Source organism: Serratia sp. LS-1 (genome assembly GCF_003719595.1).
GTDB classification, from domain to species: domain Bacteria; phylum Pseudomonadota; class Gammaproteobacteria; order Enterobacterales; family Enterobacteriaceae; genus Serratia; species Serratia ureilytica.
Genome location: NZ_CP033504.1, coordinates 609,879 through 631,558 on the forward strand (window position 1 = coordinate 609,879; position 21,680 = coordinate 631,558).

General features: G+C 57.4%; 18 protein-coding genes, 6 tRNA genes and 4 other RNA genes. 27 read left to right on the forward strand and 1 reads right to left on the reverse strand.

What is annotated here, in order from left to right:
* Positions 1-199: 199 nt before the first annotated feature.
* The 4 genes from sucA to sucD all read left to right on the forward strand — a co-directional run bounded on the left by sucA (position 200) and on the right by sucD (position 6,447).
* On the forward strand, positions 200-3,007 hold the full coding sequence (gene sucA, locus EDY99_RS02970; protein WP_033644215.1) for a 2-oxoglutarate dehydrogenase E1 component: 2,808 nt from the start codon (positions 200-202) through the stop codon (positions 3,005-3,007).
* A 64-nt stretch (positions 3,008-3,071) separates the two neighbouring features.
* Entirely contained in the window at positions 3,072-4,286 is a 1,215-nt protein-coding gene (odhB, locus tag EDY99_RS02975; protein ID WP_033642197.1) for a 2-oxoglutarate dehydrogenase complex dihydrolipoyllysine-residue succinyltransferase, read from the forward strand.
* 122 nt (positions 4,287-4,408) lie between these two features.
* Positions 4,409-5,575: an ADP-forming succinate--CoA ligase subunit beta gene (sucC, locus tag EDY99_RS02980; protein ID WP_015376978.1), complete on the forward strand. Its 1,167-nt coding sequence runs from the start codon at positions 4,409-4,411 to the stop codon at positions 5,573-5,575.
* Positions 5,575-6,447, forward strand: a complete 873-nt coding sequence (sucD, locus tag EDY99_RS02985) for a succinate--CoA ligase subunit alpha (RefSeq protein WP_004939878.1) — start codon at positions 5,575-5,577, stop codon at positions 6,445-6,447. Before sucC ends, sucD begins: the two co-directional genes overlap by 1 nt.
* A gap of 72 nt (positions 6,448-6,519) precedes the next feature.
* On the opposite strand, the gene EDY99_RS02990 is transcribed toward sucD, so the two are convergent.
* A complete protein-coding gene (locus EDY99_RS02990; protein WP_123061449.1) occupies positions 6,520-8,418 on the reverse strand; it encodes a bifunctional UDP-sugar hydrolase/5'-nucleotidase in 1,899 nt (632 codons plus the stop codon).
* A 684-nt stretch (positions 8,419-9,102) separates the two neighbouring features.
* On the opposite strand from EDY99_RS02990, the gene cydA reads away from it, so the two are divergent.
* From cydA to pnuC, 23 genes are all read left to right on the forward strand, one after another.
* Positions 9,103-10,671 carry a cytochrome ubiquinol oxidase subunit I gene (gene cydA / locus EDY99_RS02995; RefSeq protein WP_004939873.1) on the forward strand — a complete coding sequence of 523 codons (1,569 nt, stop codon included), beginning with the start codon at positions 9,103-9,105 and terminating at the stop codon, positions 10,669-10,671.
* Positions 10,672-10,685: 14 nt separating this feature from the next.
* Entirely contained in the window at positions 10,686-11,825 is a 1,140-nt protein-coding gene (gene cydB / locus EDY99_RS03000; protein WP_015376980.1) for a cytochrome d ubiquinol oxidase subunit II, read from the forward strand.
* 17 nt (positions 11,826-11,842) lie between these two features.
* Positions 11,843-11,956 (forward strand): cytochrome bd-I oxidase subunit CydX, encoded by a 114-nt coding sequence (cydX, locus tag EDY99_RS03005; protein ID WP_004939868.1) that lies wholly within the window; start codon positions 11,843-11,845, stop codon positions 11,954-11,956.
* The gene (ybgE, locus tag EDY99_RS03010) at positions 11,956-12,252 is read left to right on the forward strand and encodes a cyd operon protein YbgE (protein ID WP_004939866.1); all 297 of its coding nucleotides are present in this window, start codon (positions 11,956-11,958) and stop codon (positions 12,250-12,252) included. Before cydX ends, ybgE begins: the two co-directional genes overlap by 1 nt.
* Before the next feature lie 130 nt (positions 12,253-12,382).
* Positions 12,383-12,787, forward strand: a complete 405-nt coding sequence (gene ybgC, locus EDY99_RS03015; RefSeq protein WP_004939863.1) for a tol-pal system-associated acyl-CoA thioesterase — start codon at positions 12,383-12,385, stop codon at positions 12,785-12,787.
* On the forward strand, positions 12,784-13,467 hold the full coding sequence (gene tolQ / locus EDY99_RS03020) for a Tol-Pal system protein TolQ (protein WP_004939862.1): 684 nt from the start codon (positions 12,784-12,786) through the stop codon (positions 13,465-13,467). The genes ybgC and tolQ overlap by 4 nt, the downstream gene beginning before the upstream one ends.
* 12 nt (positions 13,468-13,479) lie before the next feature.
* Complete coding sequence (gene tolR / locus EDY99_RS03025; RefSeq protein WP_004939859.1) at positions 13,480-13,908, forward strand: colicin uptake protein TolR; 429 nt, start codon at positions 13,480-13,482, stop codon at positions 13,906-13,908.
* Positions 13,909-13,989: 81 nt separating this feature from the next.
* Positions 13,990-15,216, forward strand: coding sequence for a cell envelope integrity protein TolA (gene tolA / locus EDY99_RS03030; RefSeq protein ID WP_123061450.1), 1,227 nt, complete (start codon positions 13,990-13,992; stop codon positions 15,214-15,216).
* Between the two features lie 132 nt (positions 15,217-15,348).
* Positions 15,349-16,641, forward strand: coding sequence for a Tol-Pal system beta propeller repeat protein TolB (gene tolB, locus EDY99_RS03035; protein WP_004939856.1), 1,293 nt, complete (start codon positions 15,349-15,351; stop codon positions 16,639-16,641).
* A 44-nt stretch (positions 16,642-16,685) separates the two neighbouring features.
* A complete protein-coding gene (pal, locus tag EDY99_RS03040) occupies positions 16,686-17,201 on the forward strand; it encodes a peptidoglycan-associated lipoprotein Pal (protein ID WP_004939853.1) in 516 nt (171 codons plus the stop codon).
* A 9-nt stretch (positions 17,202-17,210) separates the two neighbouring features.
* Entirely contained in the window at positions 17,211-18,005 is a 795-nt protein-coding gene (gene cpoB, locus EDY99_RS03045; protein WP_004939852.1) for a cell division protein CpoB, read from the forward strand.
* Positions 18,006-18,183: 178 nt separating this feature from the next.
* Positions 18,184-18,259 (forward strand) — tRNA-Lys (locus tag EDY99_RS03050).
* Between the two features lie 29 nt (positions 18,260-18,288).
* Positions 18,289-18,364: transfer RNA gene (locus EDY99_RS03055), tRNA-Val, on the forward strand.
* Between the two features lie 7 nt (positions 18,365-18,371).
* A tRNA-Lys gene (locus tag EDY99_RS03060) sits at positions 18,372-18,447 on the forward strand.
* Positions 18,448-18,462: 15 nt separating this feature from the next.
* Positions 18,463-18,587, forward strand: a non-coding RNA gene (locus EDY99_RS03065) — RtT sRNA.
* Between the two features lie 152 nt (positions 18,588-18,739).
* A tRNA-Lys gene (locus EDY99_RS03070) sits at positions 18,740-18,815 on the forward strand.
* A gap of 13 nt (positions 18,816-18,828) precedes the next feature.
* Positions 18,829-18,938: non-coding RNA, RtT sRNA (locus EDY99_RS03075), on the forward strand.
* 45 nt (positions 18,939-18,983) lie between these two features.
* Positions 18,984-19,059: transfer RNA gene (locus tag EDY99_RS03080), tRNA-Val, on the forward strand.
* A 6-nt stretch (positions 19,060-19,065) separates the two neighbouring features.
* Positions 19,066-19,141: transfer RNA gene (locus EDY99_RS03085), tRNA-Lys, on the forward strand.
* Positions 19,142-19,217: 76 nt separating this feature from the next.
* A non-coding RNA gene (locus EDY99_RS03090) (RtT sRNA) lies at positions 19,218-19,342 on the forward strand.
* A gap of 74 nt (positions 19,343-19,416) precedes the next feature.
* Positions 19,417-19,539, forward strand: a non-coding RNA gene (locus EDY99_RS03095) — RtT sRNA.
* A gap of 321 nt (positions 19,540-19,860) precedes the next feature.
* Positions 19,861-20,922 carry a quinolinate synthase NadA gene (nadA, locus tag EDY99_RS03100; RefSeq protein ID WP_033642201.1) on the forward strand — a complete coding sequence of 354 codons (1,062 nt, stop codon included), beginning with the start codon at positions 19,861-19,863 and terminating at the stop codon, positions 20,920-20,922.
* 20 nt (positions 20,923-20,942) lie between these two features.
* The gene (gene pnuC / locus EDY99_RS03105; protein WP_033652339.1) at positions 20,943-21,668 is read left to right on the forward strand and encodes a nicotinamide riboside transporter PnuC; all 726 of its coding nucleotides are present in this window, start codon (positions 20,943-20,945) and stop codon (positions 21,666-21,668) included.
* The last annotated feature ends 12 nt before the right edge of the window (positions 21,669-21,680 follow it).

The window sequence follows — 21,680 nt, forward strand, 5'->3', positions numbered from 1 at the left end:
GGCTGCGGCGCTATGCAGCCTGGTTCTTCCGCCGGTTTTTAGAGGTTCCTTGTAAGGGACCGCAAGGTCCATAACAGAACGTATCGGGCCGTCATGGCCGCAAGTACGTCGAGTGAACCGTTTTACGGCAAACCGTATTCATCACGGTAATTATGTTAACCACGGCGAAAACTAAAGCTTCAAAGCTTAAGGGATCATGATGCAGAACGGCGCAATGAAGGCCTGGCTGGATTCCTCCTATCTGGCGGGCGCGAACCAGTCTTACATAGAGCAGCTCTATGAAGATTTCTTAACCGATCCGGGTTCCGTTGAAGATAGCTGGCGTTCCATTTTTCAACAGCTACCAACCGCGGGTGTCAAACCCGATCAGCTCCACTCTCAAACGCGCGACTACTTCCGCCGCCTGGCGAAAGACTCCGCGCGCTACAACACCACCATCACCGATCCGGCAACCGACGCCAAACAGGTCAAGGTACTGCAGCTGATCAACGCCTTCCGCTTCCGCGGACATCAGCATGCCAACCTCGATCCGCTCGGCCTGTGGCAGCGTGAGCAAGTTCCTGACCTTGAGCCCGCTTACCACAACCTGACCGAAGCCGATTTCCAGGAAACCTTCAACGTGGGATCTTTCGCCATCGGCAAAGAAACCATGAAGCTGGGCGATCTGTACGCCGCGCTGAAGCAGACCTACTGCGGTTCGATCGGCGCTGAATACATGCACATCACCAACACCGAAGAGAAACGCTGGATCCAGCAGCGCATCGAGTCGGTGGTGGGGCGCGCCAGCTTTACCGCCGACGAAAAACGCCGTTTCCTGAACGAGCTGACCGCTGCGGAAGGCCTGGAACGCTACCTGGGCGCCAAATTCCCGGGCGCCAAACGCTTCTCGCTGGAAGGCGGCGACGCGCTGGTGCCGATGCTGAAAGAGATGGTGCGCCACGCCGGCAAGAACGGCACGCGTGAAGTGGTGTTGGGCATGGCCCACCGCGGCCGTCTGAACGTGCTGATCAACGTGCTGGGCAAAAAACCGGCCGACCTGTTCGACGAATTCGCCGGCAAGCATAAAGAACACCTCGGCACCGGTGACGTGAAATATCACCAGGGCTTCTCCTCCGACGTGGAAACCGAAGGCGGCATGGTTCACCTGGCGCTGGCGTTCAACCCGTCGCACCTGGAGATCGTCAGCCCGGTGGTCATGGGGTCGGTTCGCGCCCGTCGCGATCGTCTGGACGAAGCGCGCAGCAACATGGTGCTGCCGATCACCATCCACGGCGACGCCGCCATTACCGGCCAGGGCGTGGTTCAGGAAACCCTGAACATGTCTCAGGCTCGCGGCTACGAAGTGGGCGGCACCGTGCGCATCGTCATCAACAACCAGGTTGGCTTCACCACCTCCAACCCGCTGGATGCGCGCTCTACCGAATACTGCACCGACATCGCCAAAATGGTTCAGGCGCCGATCTTCCACGTTAACGCGGACGATCCGGAAGCCGTGGCCTTCGTCACTCGCCTGGCGTTGGATTTCCGTAACACCTTTAAGCGTGACGTGATGATCGATCTGGTCTGCTACCGTCGCCATGGGCACAACGAGGCCGATGAGCCGAGCGCCACCCAGCCGGTGATGTATCAGAAGATCAAGAAACACCCTACGCCGCGCAAAATCTACGCTGACATTCTGACCGAACAGAAAGTGGCCAGCCTGGAAGATGCCACGGAAATGGTCAACCTGTATCGTGATGCGCTCGACCGCGGCGATTGTGTGGTTGAAGAATGGCGTCCGATGAATCTGCACTCCTTCACCTGGTCGCCGTACCTGAACCACGAGTGGGACGAAGAGTACCCGAGCAAGGTTGAGATGAAGCGTCTGCAGGAACTGGGCCGCCGCATCAGCACCGTGCCGGAAGCGATCGAAATGCAGTCACGCGTGGCGAAAATCTACGCTGACCGCGCCGAGATGGCGGCGGGCAACAAGCCGTTCGACTGGGGCGCCGCCGAAACGCTGGCCTACGCCACCATGGCGGATGAAGGCATTCCAATCCGCATCTCCGGCGAAGACGCCGGCCGCGGCACCTTCTTCCACCGTCACGCGGTGGTGCACAACCAGAAAAACGGTTCGGTCTATGTTCCGCTGGCGAATATCCACAGCGGCCAGGGCGAATTCAAGGTCTGGGACTCCGTGCTGTCTGAAGAGGCGGTGCTGGCGTTCGAATACGGCTACGCCACGGCGGAACCGCGCACGCTGACCATCTGGGAAGCGCAGTTCGGCGACTTCGCCAACGGCGCGCAGGTTGTTATCGACCAGTTCATCAGCTCCGGTGAGCAAAAATGGGGCCGTATGTGCGGCCTGGTGATGCTGCTGCCGCACGGCTATGAAGGCCAGGGCCCAGAGCACTCCTCCGCGCGTCTGGAACGTTATCTGCAGCTGTGCGCTGAGCAGAACATGCAGGTGTGCGTCCCGTCCACGCCGGCGCAGGTTTACCACATGCTGCGTCGTCAGGCGCTGCGCGGTATGCGTCGTCCGCTGGTGGTGATGTCGCCGAAGTCGCTGCTGCGTCACCCGCTGGCGGTCTCTTCGCTGGACGAGCTGGCCAATGGCACCTTCCTGCCGGCGATCGGCGAGATCGACGATTTGGATCCGAAAGCGGTCAAGCGCGTCGTGCTGTGCTCCGGTAAGGTTTACTACGACCTGCTGGAACAGCGTCGCAAGAACGAGCAGAAAGACGTGGCCATCGTGCGCATCGAGCAGCTGTATCCGTTCCCGCATCAGGCCGTGCAGGCCGTGCTGGAGCAATACTCGCACGTGCATGACTTCGTCTGGTGTCAGGAAGAGCCGCTGAACCAGGGCGCCTGGTACTGCAGCCAACACAACTTCCGTGAAGTGGTGCCGTTCGGGGCTTCTTTACGTTACGCAGGACGTCCGGCCTCCGCCTCTCCGGCGGTGGGTTATATGTCCGTACACCAGAAGCAGCAGCAGGCTCTGGTGAATGATGCGCTGAATATTGACTAATGTTCGCTCGCTTGCCGGCCGAGGGGCCGGCAAGCAGATGATAAAAAACTTAAGGGAAAGCTAAATGAGTAGCGTAGATATTCTGGTTCCTGACCTTCCTGAATCGGTTGCCGATGCGACCGTAGCCACCTGGCACAAGAAACCGGGCGACAGCGTTCAGCGTGACGAAGTCCTGGTTGAAATCGAAACCGACAAAGTGGTGTTGGAAGTGCCGGCCAGTGAAGCGGGTATTCTCGATGCTATCGTGGAAGAAGAGGGCGCGACCGTACTGTCTCGCCAGCTGCTCGGCCGCATCCGTCCGGGCGACAGCTCCGGCAAGCCGACCGCTGAGAAGAGCCAGGAGAAAGAAGCCACGCCTGCACAGCGCGCGACCGCGAGCCTGGAAGAAGAAAGCAATGACGCGCTCAGCCCGGCGATTCGCCGCCTGATTGCTGAACACGATCTCGATGCCGGCGCCATCAAAGGCACCGGCGTGGGTGGCCGCATTACGCGTGAAGACGTGGAAGCGCACCTGGCCAAAGGCGGCGCCGCTGCCAAACCAGCCGCAGCTGAAGCCGCGCCGCAGCCTGCTCTGGCCGGCCGCAGCGAAAAACGCGTGCCGATGACCCGCCTGCGCAAACGCGTCGCCGAGCGTCTGCTGGAAGCGAAAAACAGCACCGCGATGTTGACCACCTTCAACGAAATCAACATGCAGCCGATCATGGATCTGCGCAAGCAGTACGGCGAAGCCTTCGAGAAACGCCACGGCGTGCGTCTGGGCTTCATGTCCTTCTACATCAAGGCGGTGGTTGAAGCGCTGAAGCGTTTCCCGGAAGTGAACGCGTCGATCGACGGTTCCGACGTGGTTTACCACAACTACTTCGACATCAGCATCGCGGTTTCTACTCCGCGCGGCCTGGTGACGCCGGTACTGCGCGATGTGGACGCCATGAGTATGGCTGACATCGAGAAGAAAATCAAAGAGCTGGCCGTTAAGGGCCGCGACGGCAAACTGACCGTGGAAGAGCTGACCGGCGGTAACTTCACCATTACCAACGGCGGCGTATTCGGCTCCCTGATGTCCACCCCGATCATCAACCCGCCGCAGAGCGCCATCCTGGGCATGCACGCCATCAAAGATCGCCCAATGGCGGTCAATGGTCAGGTGGTGATCCAGCCGATGATGTATCTGGCGCTGTCTTATGACCACCGCCTGATCGACGGTAAAGAATCCGTCGGTTATCTGGTGACGGTCAAAGAGATGCTGGAAGATCCGGCTCGTCTGCTGCTGGACGTCTAGTAACCCTTGCCGGGTGCGGCATGCCGCGCCCGCACTCTGTGCTATGTGGCCGGAAAACCATGCGGTTTACCGCGTAATAATGGTCCGGCTAAAAACCTTCAGAACTGAATGGATAGAACATCATGAATTTACACGAATATCAGGCAAAACAGCTGTTTGCTCGGTATGGCATGCCGGCACCAACCGGTTACGCCTGTACCACTCCGCGTGAAGCAGAAGAAGCCGCATCCAAAATCGGCTCCGGCCCGTGGGTGGTGAAATGTCAGGTTCATGCTGGCGGCCGCGGTAAAGCGGGCGGCGTTAAAGTCGTCAACAGCAAAGAAGATATCCGTGCCTTCGCGGAAGCCTGGTTGGGCAAACGTCTGGTGACTTACCAGACTGACGCGCTGGGCCAGCCGGTTAACCAGATCCTGGTAGAAGCGGCGACCGACATCGATAAAGAGCTGTACCTGGGCGCCGTTGTAGACCGCGCGACCCGTCGCATCGTATTCATGGCGTCTACCGAAGGCGGCGTGGAAATCGAGAAAGTGGCGGAAGAAACCCCGGAACTGATCCACAAAATGACCATCGATCCGCTGGCGGGTCCACAGCCTTATCAGGGCCGTGAGCTGGCCTTTAAACTGGGCCTGACCGGCAAGCAAGTCAGCCAGTTCGCCAAGATCTTCATGGGTCTGGCGACGCTGTTCCTGGAGCGCGACCTGGCGATGGTTGAGATCAACCCGCTGGTGATCACCAAGCAGGGCGATCTGGTGTGCCTGGACGGCAAACTGGGCGCCGACGGCAACGCCCTGTTCCGTCAGCCTGAACTGCGTGAAATGCGTGACCCTTCTCAGGAAGACGAGCGTGAATCCCGTGCGGCTCAGTGGGAGCTGAACTACGTTGCCCTCGACGGCAACATCGGCTGCATGGTGAACGGCGCCGGTCTGGCGATGGGCACCATGGACATCGTTAAACTGCACGGCGGCGAACCGGCCAACTTCCTGGACGTTGGCGGCGGCGCGACCAAAGAGCGCGTGACCGAAGCGTTCAAAATCATCCTGTCCGACGACAAGGTGAAAGCGGTTCTGGTTAACATCTTCGGTGGTATCGTACGTTGCGATCTGATCGCTGACGGCATCATCGGCGCAGTGGCTGAAGTGGGCGTTAACGTCCCGGTCGTGGTGCGCCTGGAAGGGAACAACGCCGAACTGGGCGCCAAGAAACTGGCGGACAGCGGTCTGAATATCATTGCTGCGACCAGCCTGACTGATGCGGCTCAGCAAGTTGTTGCAGCAGTGGAGGGTAAATAATGTCCATCTTAATCGATAAAAACACCAAAGTAATTTGCCAGGGCTTCACCGGTAGCCAGGGGACTTTCCACTCCGAACAAGCTATCGCTTACGGCACCAAAATGGTTGGCGGCGTCACCCCAGGCAAAGGCGGCACTCAGCACCTGGGTCTGCCGGTGTTCAACACCGTGCGTGAAGCGGTTGAAGCGACCGGCGCGACGGCCTCTGTCATCTACGTTCCAGCGCCGTTCTGCAAAGACTCCATTCTGGAAGCGATCGATGCCGGCATCAAACTGATCATCACCATCACCGAAGGCATCCCGACTCTGGACATGCTGACCGTGAAAGTGAAGCTGGACGAAGCCGGCGTGCGCATGATCGGGCCGAACTGCCCTGGCGTGATCACCCCGGGCGAGTGCAAAATCGGCATCATGCCTGGCCACATCCACCTGCCGGGCAAAGTGGGCATCGTTTCCCGCTCCGGTACCCTGACCTATGAAGCGGTGAAACAAACCACCGATGCCGGTCTGGGCCAGTCCACCTGCGTGGGCATCGGCGGCGACCCGATCCCGGGCTCCAACTTCATCGATATCCTGAAGATGTTCCAGCAGGATCCGCAGACCGAAGCGATCGTGATGATCGGTGAGATCGGCGGCAGCGCTGAAGAAGAAGCGGCAGCTTACATCAAAGAACACGTCACCAAACCGGTCGTGGGTTACATCGCCGGCGTGACCGCGCCGAAAGGCAAGCGTATGGGCCACGCGGGCGCCATCATCGCAGGCGGCAAGGGCACGGCGGACGAGAAGTTTGCTGCGCTGGAAGCGGCGGGCGTGAAAACCGTTCGCAGCCTGGCGGACATCGGCGACGCGGTAAAAGCGGTGCTGAAGCGCTAAGCATTGAGTACGAAATAACACTATCTCGACATGTTTGGCCACCCATTGGGTGGCCTTTTTTATGGGTGAAGATCAGAAGTCGTTAAGCGCCTTGATCAGCGCGATCCGATCCTGCAGGCGGCGCTGCCGCACCGGATCCGCGGCGGCTTGGCGCTGTTGCTCCAGCGAGGTGAGGGCGGTGCGGTAATCGTCGGCATTGTTGAACAGCGCGTCTTTGACGTTGATCGAGGCGACGTTGGTGTAGCGCCCGTCGTCGGTGGTCGGCACCTGGATAACGCCTTCATTGAGCAGCCGTTTGACGATCGCCCGCTGCGGTTCGTATCCTTCCATGCCAACCAGTTTCCAGCGCTGCGGCGGCACGCTCTGATACTGGCCGTGTTTCACTTCCGTCAGGTAGCGCAGAGTCAGGTTGCGAATGGTGCCTTCTTCTTCACCGTATTGCGCTTTGCTGTCGAACAGCACCGGGAAGGATTGCCCCTCCAGCGCGCCGCCCTTCTGCGTCAGGTGGCCCATACGGTAACTGTTCATACCCAGGCGGATCGGCATGTCGTCGGTGACCGGCGTGCCGTCTGCCAGGCGCAGACTGACGATGCGTGAACCGGCCGGTTGACGCAGATCGATGGTGTAAGTGACGCCGTCGAAGAAATCGTTGGTGGAATATTTGGACGAGCGCCGCGCCGGGTTAAAGCTGTAGGTGACGTCGCCCGGCTGCAGCTGATTGAAATAATCGGCAGACCACTCCATGTAGCGTTTGAGCGCGTTGCCGTTGAGCTGATAAACGGTGATCTCGCCGCCGGCGTATTGGTAGTTAAAGGCGATATCCTTGGCCTTGATGTCGCCGACATCCAGTTTGGCGCGATCGTTGTCGATCTGCAGGGCGATCACCTGCGCCAGCGGTGCATAGTGACGGGCGGCCTGCTGGAATAACTCACTGATGCCGGTATCCTGAACGTGTACCTGAGGAATGCCGCGGAACTCGTCGGCAGGCACCAGATCGCTGCCGCTCAGCTTCGCCACGACTCGGTTGGCGTTGGCGCGCAAAATGTCATGATACGGCTGGTAGAGAGCCTGCATGGCGCTGTCCGGCGCCAGCCCCTTGATGGAATAGGTGTAGCTGTTTTTGTCGATCAGCGTGAATTTGCCATCGCGGCGTTCAAATTGCAGGTCAATGCGTGACAGCGCGCGACCGTACTTATCCGGCTCCGTGATGATGACGCCGTTCACCACCGCTTTGTCGATTTTCACATGCATGTGGCCGGCGACGATCGCCGCCAGCTCCGGGTTGGCGTTGGCGATGTCCGCCACGCCGGTGCCGGGGCGCTGGTTCTCGTTGTCGATGCCCATATGCGCGACCAGCACGATCGCGTCGACCTGGCCGTCGATCTGCCTGATGACCTGTTTCACCGCCTGTACCGGATCGGTGAAGTTCAGTCCTTTGATACGATCGGTGCCCTTGGCGAATTCCGCAGTCATCGGCGTGTCCATGCCGATGATGCCGATCTTCACGCCCTGGCGTTCGAGGATGGTATAGGCCGGCAGATAAGGTTTGCCGTTGTCCCAGACGATGTTGCCCGCCAGCGCCGCGCCTTTAAACTGTTTGAGCGGCGTGGCCAGCGCCGGCAGACCGAAGTCGAATTCGTGGTTGCCCATCACCCAAACGTCGTAGTCAAGCGCGTTGAGGCCCAGCATCATCGGGCTGACGGCCTCCTGTTTGAAGGTTTCGACGAAGTTGCCCTGGATGGTGTCGCCGGCGTCCACCAGAATCAGGTTGGGCTGTTCGGCGCGCACCTTTTTGACCTGGGTGGCTATCTGGCTCAGGCTGCCCGCCAGGTTTTCCGTGTCGCTGGCGTAGTCCCAGGGCACGAAAGTGCCGTGCAGATCGGAGGTGCCCAACAGGGTGATATTTACCGTTTCGGCGGCCATGGCGTTTCCCGAGAGTCCCAAGACAGAGGCAAAGATGATTTTTTTCATAAGTTATTGTCACTCAATGCAATTTTAACATAAGTGGTCATTTTGCTACAAAATCGCAACCTTTACGATCCCATTGCGAGAAATAGACTAATATTGGAGAGAGATTTGTTGTTTTGTGACTGCTATCACTGTCACGGCTTATTGGAAATAAAAGGTTAATTATGTCGCATAATAAGTGCGTAATAATACAATGGCGGCTCTTTTGAATTACATTTATTTAACACAAAAATATCATTAAAAAACAATTAAACCATTGCGCAACATGACCCTAAGAAAATTATGCGAAATGTGCTGATGAATATGGAAATAATATGCGGATAGGCTTAAATTGTCTCAGATCAAATTAGGCCGAAGTACCTCTTTCGGCTAAGATTTGACCTGTAACCAAAAGTCCAACCCACGTCACGTAAAAACCTATTTATTGTGTGGGATTGGGCGAGTATCATCCATGTTGTGATTATGGATGGTTGATCTTGTTGCATTTGTTACCCGTTGTCGGTTTTCAGTGGCGTGCTTGTCGACGGCCCGTGCGGGCTATTGGCCGAGTGTGCGGTTGAAAGCGGAGAAGCTGGATCAAATTTGTTGTGTTTAAGGGCATTCACTGCGGGGCGTTACTGGCGGCTTTGAAAGAAGCGTGCCGATAACCGCGTGTCGGAGTCTTCCTGCGAGGAGCAAGGAGTCAAGATGTTTGATATTGTCGAACTGTCGCGCTTACAGTTTGCTTTAACGGCGATGTACCATTTCTTATTTGTCCCATTAACGCTCGGTATGGCGTTCTTGCTGGCAATTATGGAAACGGTATATGTCCTGTCTGGCAAACAAATCTATAAAGACATGACCAAATTCTGGGGAAAGTTATTTGCGATTAACTTTGCTCTGGGTGTGGCCACCGGTTTGACCATGGAGTTCCAGTTCGGGACTAACTGGTCATATTTCTCTCATTACGTCGGCGATATCTTCGGGGCCCCTCTGGCTATCGAAGGTCTGATGGCGTTCTTCCTTGAATCGACGCTGGTCGGCCTGTTCTTCTTCGGCTGGGATCGTCTGAGCAAGGTGCAGCACATGGCGGTAACCTGGTTCGTGGCCCTCGGCTCCAACCTGTCCGCGCTGTGGATCCTGGTCGCCAACGGCTGGATGCAGAACCCGATCGCGTCGGATTTCAACTTCGAAACCATGCGCATGGAGATGGTCAGCTTCTCCGAGTTGGTGCTTAACCCGGTTGCGCAGGTGAAATTCGTTCACACCGTGGCTGCAGGCTACACCACCGGCGCCATGTTCGTGCTGGGCATCAGCGCTTACTACCTGCTGAAGGGCCGCGACATCGCTTTCGCCAAACGCTCCTTCGCCATCGCCGCCAGCTTCGGCATGGCTGCGGTGCTGTCGGTGATCGTGCTGGGTGACGAATCCGGTTACGAAATGGGCGACGTACAGAAAACCAAACTGGCCGCCATCGAAGCGGAGTGGGATACCCAGCCGGCGCCGGCGTCCTTCACCCTGTTCGGCATCCCCGATCAGGACAAGATGGAAAACTCCTTCTCTATTCAGATCCCGTATGCGCTTGGCCTGATCGCCACGCGTTCCACCGACACTCAGGTCACCGGCCTGAAAGATCTGCTGGCGCAACATGAAGTGCGCATCCGCAACGGCATGAAAGCCTACCAGCTGCTGGAAGAGCTGCGCGGCGGCAATACCGATCCTGCGGTGCGTGCGGAATTCAACAAAACCAAGCAAGACCTGGGCTACGGCATGCTGCTGAAGCGTTATACCCCGAACGTCAGCGACGCGACGGAAGCGCAGATCCAGCAGGCGACCAAGGACTCCATTCCACGCGTGGCGCCGCTGTACTTCGCCTTCCGCATCATGGTGGCCTGTGGCGTGCTGATGCTGCTGATTATCGGTCTGTCCTTCCTGAGCGTGGTGCGCGGCCGCATCGGCCAGAAAAAATGGCTGTTGCGTGCGGCGCTGTATGGCTTGCCGCTGCCGTGGATCGCGGTGGAAGCCGGCTGGTTCGTGGCGGAATACGGCCGTCAACCGTGGGCGATTGGTGAGGTGCTGCCGACCGCAGTCGCCAACTCTTCGCTGACCGCGGGCGACATTCTGTTCTCGATGGGGCTGATTTGCGGCTTGTACACCCTGTTCCTGGTGGCTGAAATGTACCTGATGTTCAAGTTTGCGCGTCTGGGTCCAAGCAGCCTGAAAACCGGCCGCTACCACTTTGAACAACCGACTGCCGCCGTGCAGGAAGCGCGCTAAACAGGAGTCCACGTATGTTTGACTATGAAGTACTGCGATTTATCTGGTGGGTGCTGGTTGGCGTACTGCTGATCGGCTTCGCCGTCACCGACGGTTTCGACATGGGCGTCGGCATCCTGGTGCGCATCATCGGTAAAACCGATACCGAGCGCCGGGTGATGATCAACTCCATCGCCCCTCACTGGGACGGTAACCAGGTGTGGCTGATCACCGCCGGCGGCGCGCTGTTCGCCGCCTGGCCGATGGTCTACGCAGCGGCCTTCTCGGGCTTCTACGTCGCCATGATCCTGGTGCTGGCGGCGTTGTTCTTCCGCCCGGTCGGTTTTGACTACCGTTCCAAGCTGGAGAGCAGCCGCTGGCGCAACATGTGGGACTGGGGCATCTTCATCGGTTCCTTCGTGCCTGCGTTGGTGTTCGGCGTGGCGTTCGGCAACCTGCTGCAGGGCGTGCCGTTCCATGTGGACGAGTACCTGCGTCTGTTCTACACCGGCAACTTCTTCCAACTGCTGAATCCGTTCGGTCTGTTGGCAGGCGTGGTCAGTCTGACCATGCTGGTCACTCAGGGCGCGACCTACCTGCAGATGCGCACCACCGGCGAGATCCACCTGCGGTCACGCGCCGCAGCGCAGATCGCGACGCTGATCATGGCGGTATGCTTCCTGCTGGCGGGTGTGTGGCTGGTTAAAGGCATCGACGGCTACGTGATCACTTCGGCGCTGGACACCATGGCGGAATCCAACCCGCTGCGTAAAGAAGTGGCGCATCAGGCCGGCGCATGGCTGATCAACTTCAACAAGTATCCGCTGCTGTGGGCCTTGCCTGCACTGGGCGTAGTGCTGCCGTTGTTCACAATCCTGTTCTCGCGTCTGGAGAAAGGCGCGCTGGCGTTCGTCACCTCGTCGCTGACCATCGCCTGCGTCATCCTCACTGCCGGGGTCACCATGTTCCCGTTCGTGATGCCGTCCAGCACCGTGCCTAACGTCAGCCTGACCATGTGGGACGCGACGTCGAGCCTGTTGACGCTGAAAGTGATGACCGTCGTGGCGGCGATCTTCGTGCCTATCGTTTTGGCGTACACCAGCTGGTCGTACTACAAAATGTTCGGTCGTCTCGACAAGAACTACATCGAAAACAACAAGCATTCGCTGTACTAAGGATAAGGAGCTAAACCATGTGGTATTTTGCCTGGATTCTCGGAACGCTTCTTGCCTGCGCCTTCGGCATCATCACGGCGCTGGCGCTTGAGCAGAGCGAAGCGACCAAAGCTCAGCAAGACGGTAAGTAATGAGCTCGTCCGTGATTGACAAGCTGTACGCTGTCACCGACAAGGGCCCGGTTCGGGCCCTTTCCCTGGTGCTGGCGTTGATTTTGGCGGGGTGCGTGTTCTGGGATCCGACGCGTTTCGCCGCCAAAACCAGCTCGCTGGAGATTTGGGAAGGGCTGTTGCTGATTTGGGCCGTATGCGCCGGAGTGATCCACGGCTTCGGATTCCGCCCGCAGCGCAGCGTCTGGCGCGCTTTTTTCGCGCCGCTTCCTGCAATTGTGATCTTGTGCGCAGGATTACTTTACGTTTCTTTATAATCTCCCCGATGTCCCCACGTTATGGGCCCTCACGGCCCATAATTATTTTCATTCCCATCTTGTAACCCATTCCCAACCCGATCTGTCTTGCGTATAGTAGCAGCGTTAAATTGCATTGCTGGGAAGTAGAGTGAGTAATACGTTGTTTCGATGGCCGGTTCGCGTTTACTACGAGGATACCGATGCCAGTGGTGTGGTCTATCACGCCCGCTACGTCGCCTTTTTTGAAAGAGCGCGCACAGAGATGCTGCGTCAGCACAACTTTCATCAACAGCAGCTGCTCAGTGAACAAGTCGCTTTTGTCGTCCGGCGCATGACGGTGGATTATCTGGCTCCGGCTCGTCTCGACGAGCAACTGGAGGTCCAGAGTGAAATCACCTCTCTGCGCGGGGCTTCTCTCACGTTTGCTCAACGCATTGTCAATTCTGACGGGGCCCTACTGAGCCAGGCAGATGTCCTGATTGCCTGTATTGATCCACACCAAATGAAGCCAAGAGCGCTTCCTAAGTCTATTGTCGCGGAGTTTAAGCAGTGACTGACATGAACATCCTAGATTTATTCTTGAAGGCGAGCCTGCTGGTTAAGCTTATCATGTTGATTTTGATATGCTTCTCGGTAGCCTCTTGGGCGATCATCATTCAGCGCACCCGCATCCTCAATGCGGCGACGCGTGACGCCGAAGCCTTTGAAGACAAATTCTGGTCCGGTATCGAGCTTTCCCGTCTGTACCAGGAAAGTCAGGCGCGTCGCGATAGCCTGACCGGTTCCGAGCAGATCTTCCATTCCGGCTTCAAAGAGTTCGCCCGCCTGCACCGCGCCAACAACCATGCGCCGGAGTCGGTGATCGAAGGAGCGTCGCGTGCGATGCGCATTTCGATGAACCGCGAGCTGGAAACGCTGGAAACCCATATTCCGTTCCTCGGCACCGTCGGTTCGATCAGTCCGTACATCGGTCTGTTCGGCACCGTGTGGGGGATCATGCACGCCTTTATCGCGCTGGGCGCGGTGAAGCAAGCCACGCTGCAGATGGTGGCGCCGGGTATCGCCGAAGCGCTGATCGCCACCGCGATCGGTCTGTTCGCCGCCATCCCGGCGGTAATGGCCTATAACCGTCTCAACCAGCGCGTCAACAAGCTTGAGCAGAATTACGACAACTTTATGGAAGAGTTCACCGCTATTCTGCATCGTCAGGCCTTCTCCAGCGACAGCAAATAAGTAGGAGGTAGCATGGCGAGAGTACGTGGACGTAGTCGGCGCGAGCTGAAGTCCGAAATTAACATCGTTCCGCTGCTCGACGTGTTGCTGGTGCTGCTGCTGATCTTTATGGCAACCGCGCCAATCATCACGCAGAGCGTGGAGGTTGACCTGCCGGACGCCACCGATTCCAAAACGGTGTCCAGCGATGACAATCCGCCGGTGATCCTCGAGGTTTCCGGCGTAGGTCAATACACCCTCGTGGTGGATCACAACCGTATGGAGCTGCTGCCGCCTGAACAAGTCGCGGCCGAAGCCAAGTCGCGTTTGGCGGCTAACCCGAAAACGGTCTTTTTGATCGGCGGTGCGAAGGAAGTCCCTTACGATGAGATTATCAAGGCATTGAATATTCTCCATCAGGCGGGCGTGGCTTCCGTGGGGCTGATGACCCAGCCGATCTGACCGTAAGGCGAACGGCAACCCGGTTCCTGCGCTGCGGCCCAGGAACCCCGTATAAGCAACACCAGTTTTTGGGAATCTATTTTGGTAAAGGCAACTGAGCAAAACGATAAGCTGAACCGCGCCGTTATTGTTTCGGTCGTTCTGCACTTCATATTGATTGCCCTGCTGATTTGGGGATCGCTGCAGGAAAAGGTCGACATGGGCGCCGGCGGTGGCGGTGATGGCACCGTGGTGGGCGCGGTGATGGTCGATCCCGGCGCCGTGGTGGAGCAGTACAACCGCCAGCAGCAGCAGAGCAACGATGCGCAGCGTGCCGAGAAGCAGCGCCAGAAAAAAGCGGAGCAACAGGCCGAAGAGCTTCAGCAGAAGCAGGCGGAGCAACAGCAGCGCCTGAAAGAGCTGGAGAAAGAGCGTTTGGCGGCGCAGGAGAAAGCCGCGCAGAACGCCAAGGCGCAGGCTGAGCAACAGCAGAAGGCGGCGGAGCAGCAGAAGCAGGCCGCCGAGCAGCAAAAAGCGGCGGAAGCCGCCGCTGCGAAGGCCCAAGAGCAACAGAAGGTCGCCGAAGCCGCCGCCGCCAAGGCGAAGGCCGAAGCGGACAAGGTCGCCAAGGCGCAGGCGGACGCGCAGAAGAAAGCCGAAGCGGAAGCCAAGAAAGAAGCGGCCGCTGCCGCCGCCGCCAAGAAACAGGCGGAAGAGGCGAAGAAAGCCGCCGCCGCTGCGGCAGAAAAGAAAGCTGCAGAGGCCGCGGAGAAGAAAGCGGCTGCTGAAGCCGAGAAAAAAGCCGCAGCGGAAGCCGAGAAGAAGGCTGCTGCCGAGGCAGAGAAGAAAGCGGCGGCCGAGAAAGCCGCTGCCGCCAAAAAAGCCGCTGCGGACGCCAAGAAGAAGGCCGCCGCCGAGGCTGCGAAACAATCGGAGGAAGTTAGCGATCTGTTTGGCGGCCTGGCGGATGGCAAGAACGCGCCGAAAGGCGGCGGTGCCAAATCGAAGGGTGACGGTAAACCGGCCGGGCAGGACAATGCCAAAACGGCGGGCGCCAGCGGGGCGGATATCAGCGGTTATATGGGGCAGATCCAAGGGGCGATTCAGAGCAAGTTCTATGACGCCAGCTCGTTCGCCGGCAAAACCTGCGACCTGCGTATCAAGCTGGCGCCGGACGGCCTGCTGATAAGCGTACAAGCGGCGGGCGGCGATCCTGCTTTGTGTCAGGCCGCGGTCTCTGCCGCCAAGTTGGCGCACATACCTAAGCCGCCGAGCGATGCCGTTTATCAGCACTTTAAGAATTCTATCCTTGAATTCAAACCGCAATAACGGTTGATTGAGTGAGTGTTATCACAGGGATGTACTAAGGTAACCAACAGGGATTATGTAGTTTTACGTAAGTTGGTTTGTTAAAATTCTGCTAATTTATCGCAGGCATCCCGCCTGGATAAGGGAGATGAGATGAAGCAGGCATTTCGAGTAGCGCTAGGTTTTTTAATTCTGTGGGCGTCCGTGTTGCACGCGGAAGTTCGCATTGAAATCACCCAAGGGGTCGACTCCGCTCGTCCGATTGGCGTGGTGCCGTTTAAATGGGCGGGCCCAGGCACGCCGCCGGAAGATATCGGCAAGATTGTCGGCGCGGATCTGCGCAACAGCGGCAAATTCAACCCGATCGACGTGGCGCGCATGCCGCAGCAACCGACCTCCGCGTCTGAAGTGACGCCGGCGGCCTGGACTGCATTGGGCATCGACGCCGTAGTGGTCGGTCAGGTTCAACCTGGCGCCGACGGCAGCTACCTGATCTCCTACCAGTTGGTGGACACCTCGGGTTCGCCGGGCACCGTATTGGCGCAGAACCAGTATAAAGTGACCAAACAGTGGTTGCGTTATTCTGCCCATACCGCCAGCGACGAAGTGTTCGAGAAGCTGACCGGCATCAAGGGCGCGTTCCGCACCCGTATCGCCTACGTGGTGCAGACCAACGGCGGGAAATTCCCGTACGAGCTGCGCGTAGCGGATTACGACGGTTACAACCAGTTCACGGTGCACCGTTCGCCTGAGCCGCTGATGTCGCCGGCCTGGTCGCCGGACGGCAGCAAATTGGCTTACGTGACCTTCGAGAGCGGCCGTTCCGCGCTGGTGGTACAGACCCTGGCTAACGGCGCAATCCGCCAGATCGCCTCGTTCCCGCGCCACAACGGTGCGCCGGCGTTCTCGCCGGACGGCAGCAAGCTGGCCTTCGCGCTGTCCAAGAGCGGCAGCCTGAACCTGTACGTGATGAACCTCGGCTCCGGCCAGATCACGCAGCTGACCGATGGCCGCAACAACAACACCGAACCGACCTGGTTCCCGGATGGCCAGTCGCTGGCGTTTACCTCCGACCAGGGCGGGCGTCCGCAGATTTATAAAATCAGCGCCAGCGGCGGTGCCGCACAGCGTCTGACGTGGGAAGGATCTCAGAACCAGGATTCTGAAGTCAGCTCCGACGGTAAATTCCTGGTGATGGTGAGCACCAACAGTGGTGCACAACACATCGCCAAACAAGATCTTGGATCGGGCGCCGTTCAGGTTTTGACCGGCACCTTCCTGGATGAAACGCCTAGTATTGCGCCAAACGGCACCATGGTGATCTATAGCTCCACGCAAGGTATGGGCTCCGTGTTGCAGTTGGTGTCAACTGATGGGCGTTTCAAAGCGCGTCTTCCGGCAACTGATGGACAGGTCAAATTCCCTGCCTGGTCGCCGTATCTGTGATGCATGTGTAAATATGTATGGCAAACTATAAAAGGATCAAAGAAATGCAACTGAACAAAGTGCTGAAAGGGCTTCTGCTGGCACTGCCAGTTCTGGCTGTAGCAGCTTGTAGTTCTAACAAAAGCGCGAACAACGACCAATCTGGTATGGGCGCTGGCGCCGGCACTGGTATGGAAAACGGCAGCAGCAACCTGTCTTCCGAAGAACAAGCTCGTCTGCAGATGCAAGAACTGCAGAAGAACAACATCGTTTACTTCGGCCTGGACAAGTATGACGTAAGCTCCGAATTCGCTCAGATGCTGGACGCGCACGCTGCATTCCTGCGTAACAACCCGTCTTACAAAGTGACCGTTGAAGGCCACGCTGACGAACGCGGCACGCCGGAATACAACATCGCTCTGGGTGAGCGTCGTGCTAACGCCGTTAAAATGTACCTGCAGGGTAAAGGCGTTTCCGCTGACCAGATCTCTATCGTTTCTTACGGTAAAGAAAAACCAGCAGTACTGGGCCACGACGAAGCGGCTTATGCTAAAAACCGTCGTGCCGTTCTGGTTTACTAAGAGAATCGCATGAACAGTAACTTCAGACGTCACCTGTTGAGTCTGTCGTTACTGGTTGGCGTAGCGGCCCCTTGGGCCGCTACTGCCCAAGCGCCAATCAGTAATGTCGGCTCCGGCTCGGTCGAAGACCGCGTCACCTCGCTTGAGCGCATCAGCAATGCTCAAGGCCAGCTTTTAAACCAACTCCAGCAACAACTCTCTGACAATCAACGCGACATTGATTCTCTCCGTGGGCAAATCCAGGAAAGCCAGTATCAGTTGAATCAGGTCGTTGAACGCCAGAAGCAAATCTATCAACAGATGGATAGCCTCAGCCAGGGCGGCGCTCAGAGCGCCTCTGCGGCAGCGGGCGCTGCCGGCGGGGCAGCCGCAGGCGCATCTTCCGATGCGGGCAGCAGCGCGCCTGCAGCCGCTTCTGCAACGCCGAGCGGCGGTGATGAGAACAGCGACTACAACGCCGCTGTTTCTCTGGCGCTGGAAAAAAAACAGTATGACCAGGCGATTTCCGCCTTTCAGTCCTTCGTAAAACAGTACCCGAAGTCTACTTACCAGCCCAACGCCAACTATTGGCTGGGCCAGTTGTTCTACAACAAGGGTAAAAAAGACGATGCGGCCTATTATTTTGCGGTGGTGGTGAAGAATTACGCTAAATCACCGAAGGCGCCGGACGCCATGTACAAGGTGGGTATCATCATGCAGGAAAAAGGGCAGGCCGATAAAGCCAAGGCCGTGTTCCAGCAGGTGATTAAACAATACCCAACCAGTGCGGCGGCCAAGCAGGCGAAAAGTCGCGTAGGCGGTTAACGGTTAGAAAAATGAGCCCAGAAGTTAGTCGATTTGACCGATTTCTGGGCTCATTCGCGTGAAGAACAAGCAGTTGAACGCATCGGTAAAAAATTTAGGTTGCGCTGCCAAGATAAATTAGTAATATATGCCGCCGTTGCCAAGACATCTTGCAAGATGTTAAAGCGGCAGGGAAATTGGGTCGTTAGCTCAGTTGGTAGAGCAGTTGACTTTTAATCAATTGGTCGCAGGTTCGAATCCTGCACGACCCACCAATTTCTGAAGTAGCAGTAACCACAACAGTGGGTGATTAGCTCAGTTGGTAGAGCATCTCCTTTACACGGAGGGGGTCGGCGGTTCGAGCCCGTCATCACCCACCACTGTTATGGGTCGTTAGCTCAGTTGGTAGAGCAGTTGACTTTTAATCAATTGGTCGCAGGTTCGAATCCTGCACGACCCACCATTCTTTAAGAATGGCTGCGATAGAGAATCGTAAAGGATGAGAACCGTAAAGGTTCGAGTCTCGCGAAGCGAGACAACATCACTCCGGTGATGGCCCGCAAGGGCGAGGCCAAAGGCCGAGTTATCCTGCACGACCCACCATTCTTTAAGAATGGCAGCTTCAGAATCGGTTTGATGTGGCAAAGTAAAGGTCCGAGTCGAGTACCCGTCGAGTTGTCCTGAACATCCCCATCCTTGTTTTCCGCGAGTCGGTTCCAATAACCTATTCGCCATCAGCAGTAAACCACATCAGTGGGTCGTTAGCTCAGTTGGTAGAGCAGTTGACTTTTAATCAATTGGTCGCAGGTTCGAATCCTGCACGACCCACCACTCTTTAATAGAGCAAGGTGTTAAATCGTCAGGATGAGAACCGTAAAGGTTCGAGTCTCGCGAAGCGAGACAACATCACTCCGGTGGTGGCCCGAAGGGCGAGTTATCCTACACGACCCACCATTCTTTGAGTGGACAAGATGTGAAAAATAGCAGTACCACAGCAGTGGGTGATTAGCTCAGTTGGTAGAGCATCTCCTTTACACGGAGGGGGTCGGCGGTTCGAGCCCGTCATCACCCACCACACTGCGGGTCGTTAGCTCAGTTGGTAGAGCAGTTGACTTTTAATCAATTGGTCGCAGGTTCGAATCCTGCACGACCCACCAATTCAGAAAAAAGCGCCTTTTGGCGCTTTTTTCGCATCTGCGCCTACCTGGCTCTGCCTTTATCTTCTTGCTGACATAGCCCACTGAGTCGTGCGGGTGAGATCCTGCGTTCAGGTTCGAGCATCGCGCAGCGATACGACAACGCGCAGCGTTGCCCGCAGGGTGAGGCCACAGGCCGAATCAATCCTGCACGACCCACCAATTCAGAAAAAAGCGCCTTTTGGCGCTTTTTTCGTTTCTGTAACACCCAAACCTGACTTATCCTCTTGCCAACAGAGTTTACCGAGTTGTGCAGGATGAGAACCGTAGAGGTTCGAGCATCGCGCAGCGATACGACAACGCGCAGCGTTGCCCGCAGGGTGAGGCCACAGGCCGAATCAATCCTGCACGACCCACCCATTCAGAAAAAAGCGCCTTTTGGCGCTTTTTTCGCCTCTGCAGCACCCCAACCTGAATCCCTGCTTTCTCGTTTCAACTCTGCGCCAATCGGCATCCGGGTCTTCCCTGGGCGTTATGCGTCTTCGCCAGGCCATTATCCGCTGTGTTCTGCGCGGCTCATTCCAGTGTTTTTAATCTATTAAACACTAAGTGCGCAAATTTGAAAATATCAGCGGACTTTTCGCGCAATTTTAGGTATTTTGTTTAGTATATAAAACGAAGGGCGTTGCGGCAGGCGATATTCAAATGGCAGGCGCCCAGCCTAGCATGAGATTGCAGCGATGAGTGAAATGTTTGATGTCAACGCGGCGGTGTATCCTTTCCCGCCCAAACCGGTACCGCTGGACGTAGCGGAAAAAGCCTTTTATCGCGAAAAGATCAAAACCTTGCTCAAGCAGCGCAATGCGGTGATGGTCGCCCACTACTATACCGATCCGGAAATCCAGGCGCTGGCGGAAGAAACCGGTGGCTGCGTGGCGGATTCGCTGGAAATGGCGCGCTTCGGCAGCGCCCATCCGGCTTCCACGTTGTTGGTGGCCGGCGTGCGCTTCATGGGGGAGACCGCCAAGATCCTCAGCCCGGAAAAACAGGTGCTGATGCCGACCCTGTTTGCCGAATGTTCGCTTGACCTGGGTTGCCCGGAAGAGGAGTTCCATGCGTTTTGCGACCGCCATCCCGATCGCACCGTGGTGGTCTATGCGAACACCTCGGCGGCGGTCAAAGCGCGCGCCGACTGGGTGGTGACCTCCAGCATCGCCGTCGAACTGATCGAGCATCTGGATAGCCTGGGCGAGAAAATTATCTGGGCGCCGGATCGCCATCTCGGCAGCTACGTGCAGAAGCAGACCGGCGCCGACGTGCTGTGCTGGCAAGGCGCCTGCATTGTCCATGACGAGTTCAAGACCCAGGCACTGCGGCGCATGAAGGCGCTCTATCCGCAGGCGGCTATCCTGGTGCATCCCGAATCGCCTCAGGCGGTGGTCGAGCTGGCGGATGCGGTGGGGTCTACCAGCCAGTTGATTCAGGCGGCGAAAACATTGCCGCATCAACAGCTGATCGTTGCCACCGATCGCGGTATCTTTTACAAGATGCAGCAGGCCTGTCCGGACAAGGAGCTGTTCGAAGCGCCGACCGCCGGAGAAGGCGCGACCTGCCGCAGCTGCGCGCATTGCCCGTGGATGGCGATGAATGGCCTGAAGGCGATTGCCGAAGGTCTGGAGCAGGGGGGCGCACAGCATGAGATCCACGTGGACGCTGCGTTGCGTGAAAAGGCGCTGGTGCCGCTGAACCGCATGCTGGATTTCGCCGCTCAGCTTAAGATGCAGGTTAAAGGCAACGCTTAACCGTTTAAAAGGATGACCTCATGAGCTTCTTCAGTACCAGCAATATTCTGGTGCACATTCCGCTTGGCGCGGGCGGTTACGATCTGTCGTGGATCGAAGCCATCGGCACCCTGTTCGGATTGCTGTGCATCTGGTACGCCAGCAAGGAAAAAATCGTCAACTACCTGTTCGGTCTGATCAACGTCACGCTGTTCGCGGTGATTTTCTTCCAGATCCAGCTGTACGCCAGCCTGCTGCTGCAGCTGTTTTTCTTCGGCGCCAATATTTACGGTTGGTATGCCTGGAGCCGCCAGACGCAGGATAATCAGGCTGAGCTGCAGATCCGCTGGCTGCCGCTGCCGAAAGCACTGGCTTGGGCGGCGGTGTGCGTCATCGGCATTGGCCTGATGACCTTTAACATCGACCGCGTGTTCGCCTGGCTGACGCAGATTGCGGTGGCGGTGATGCAAGGGCTGGGGCTGAACGTACAGATGCCGACGCTGCAGCCGGACGCCTTCCCGTTCTGGGATTCGGCGATGATGGTGCTGTCCATCGTGGCGATGATCCTGATGACGCGCAAGTACGTGGAAAACTGGCTGCTGTGGGTGGTGATCGATGTCATCAGCGTGGCGATCTTCGCTTACCAGGGCGTTTACGCGATGGCGCTGGAGTACGTCATTCTGACGCTGATCGCGCTGAACGGCTCCTGGCTGTGGATCAAGAGCGCCGGGCGCAACCATTCCAATCCGTTATCTTCCGCTCCGTAACAACGCAGAGGG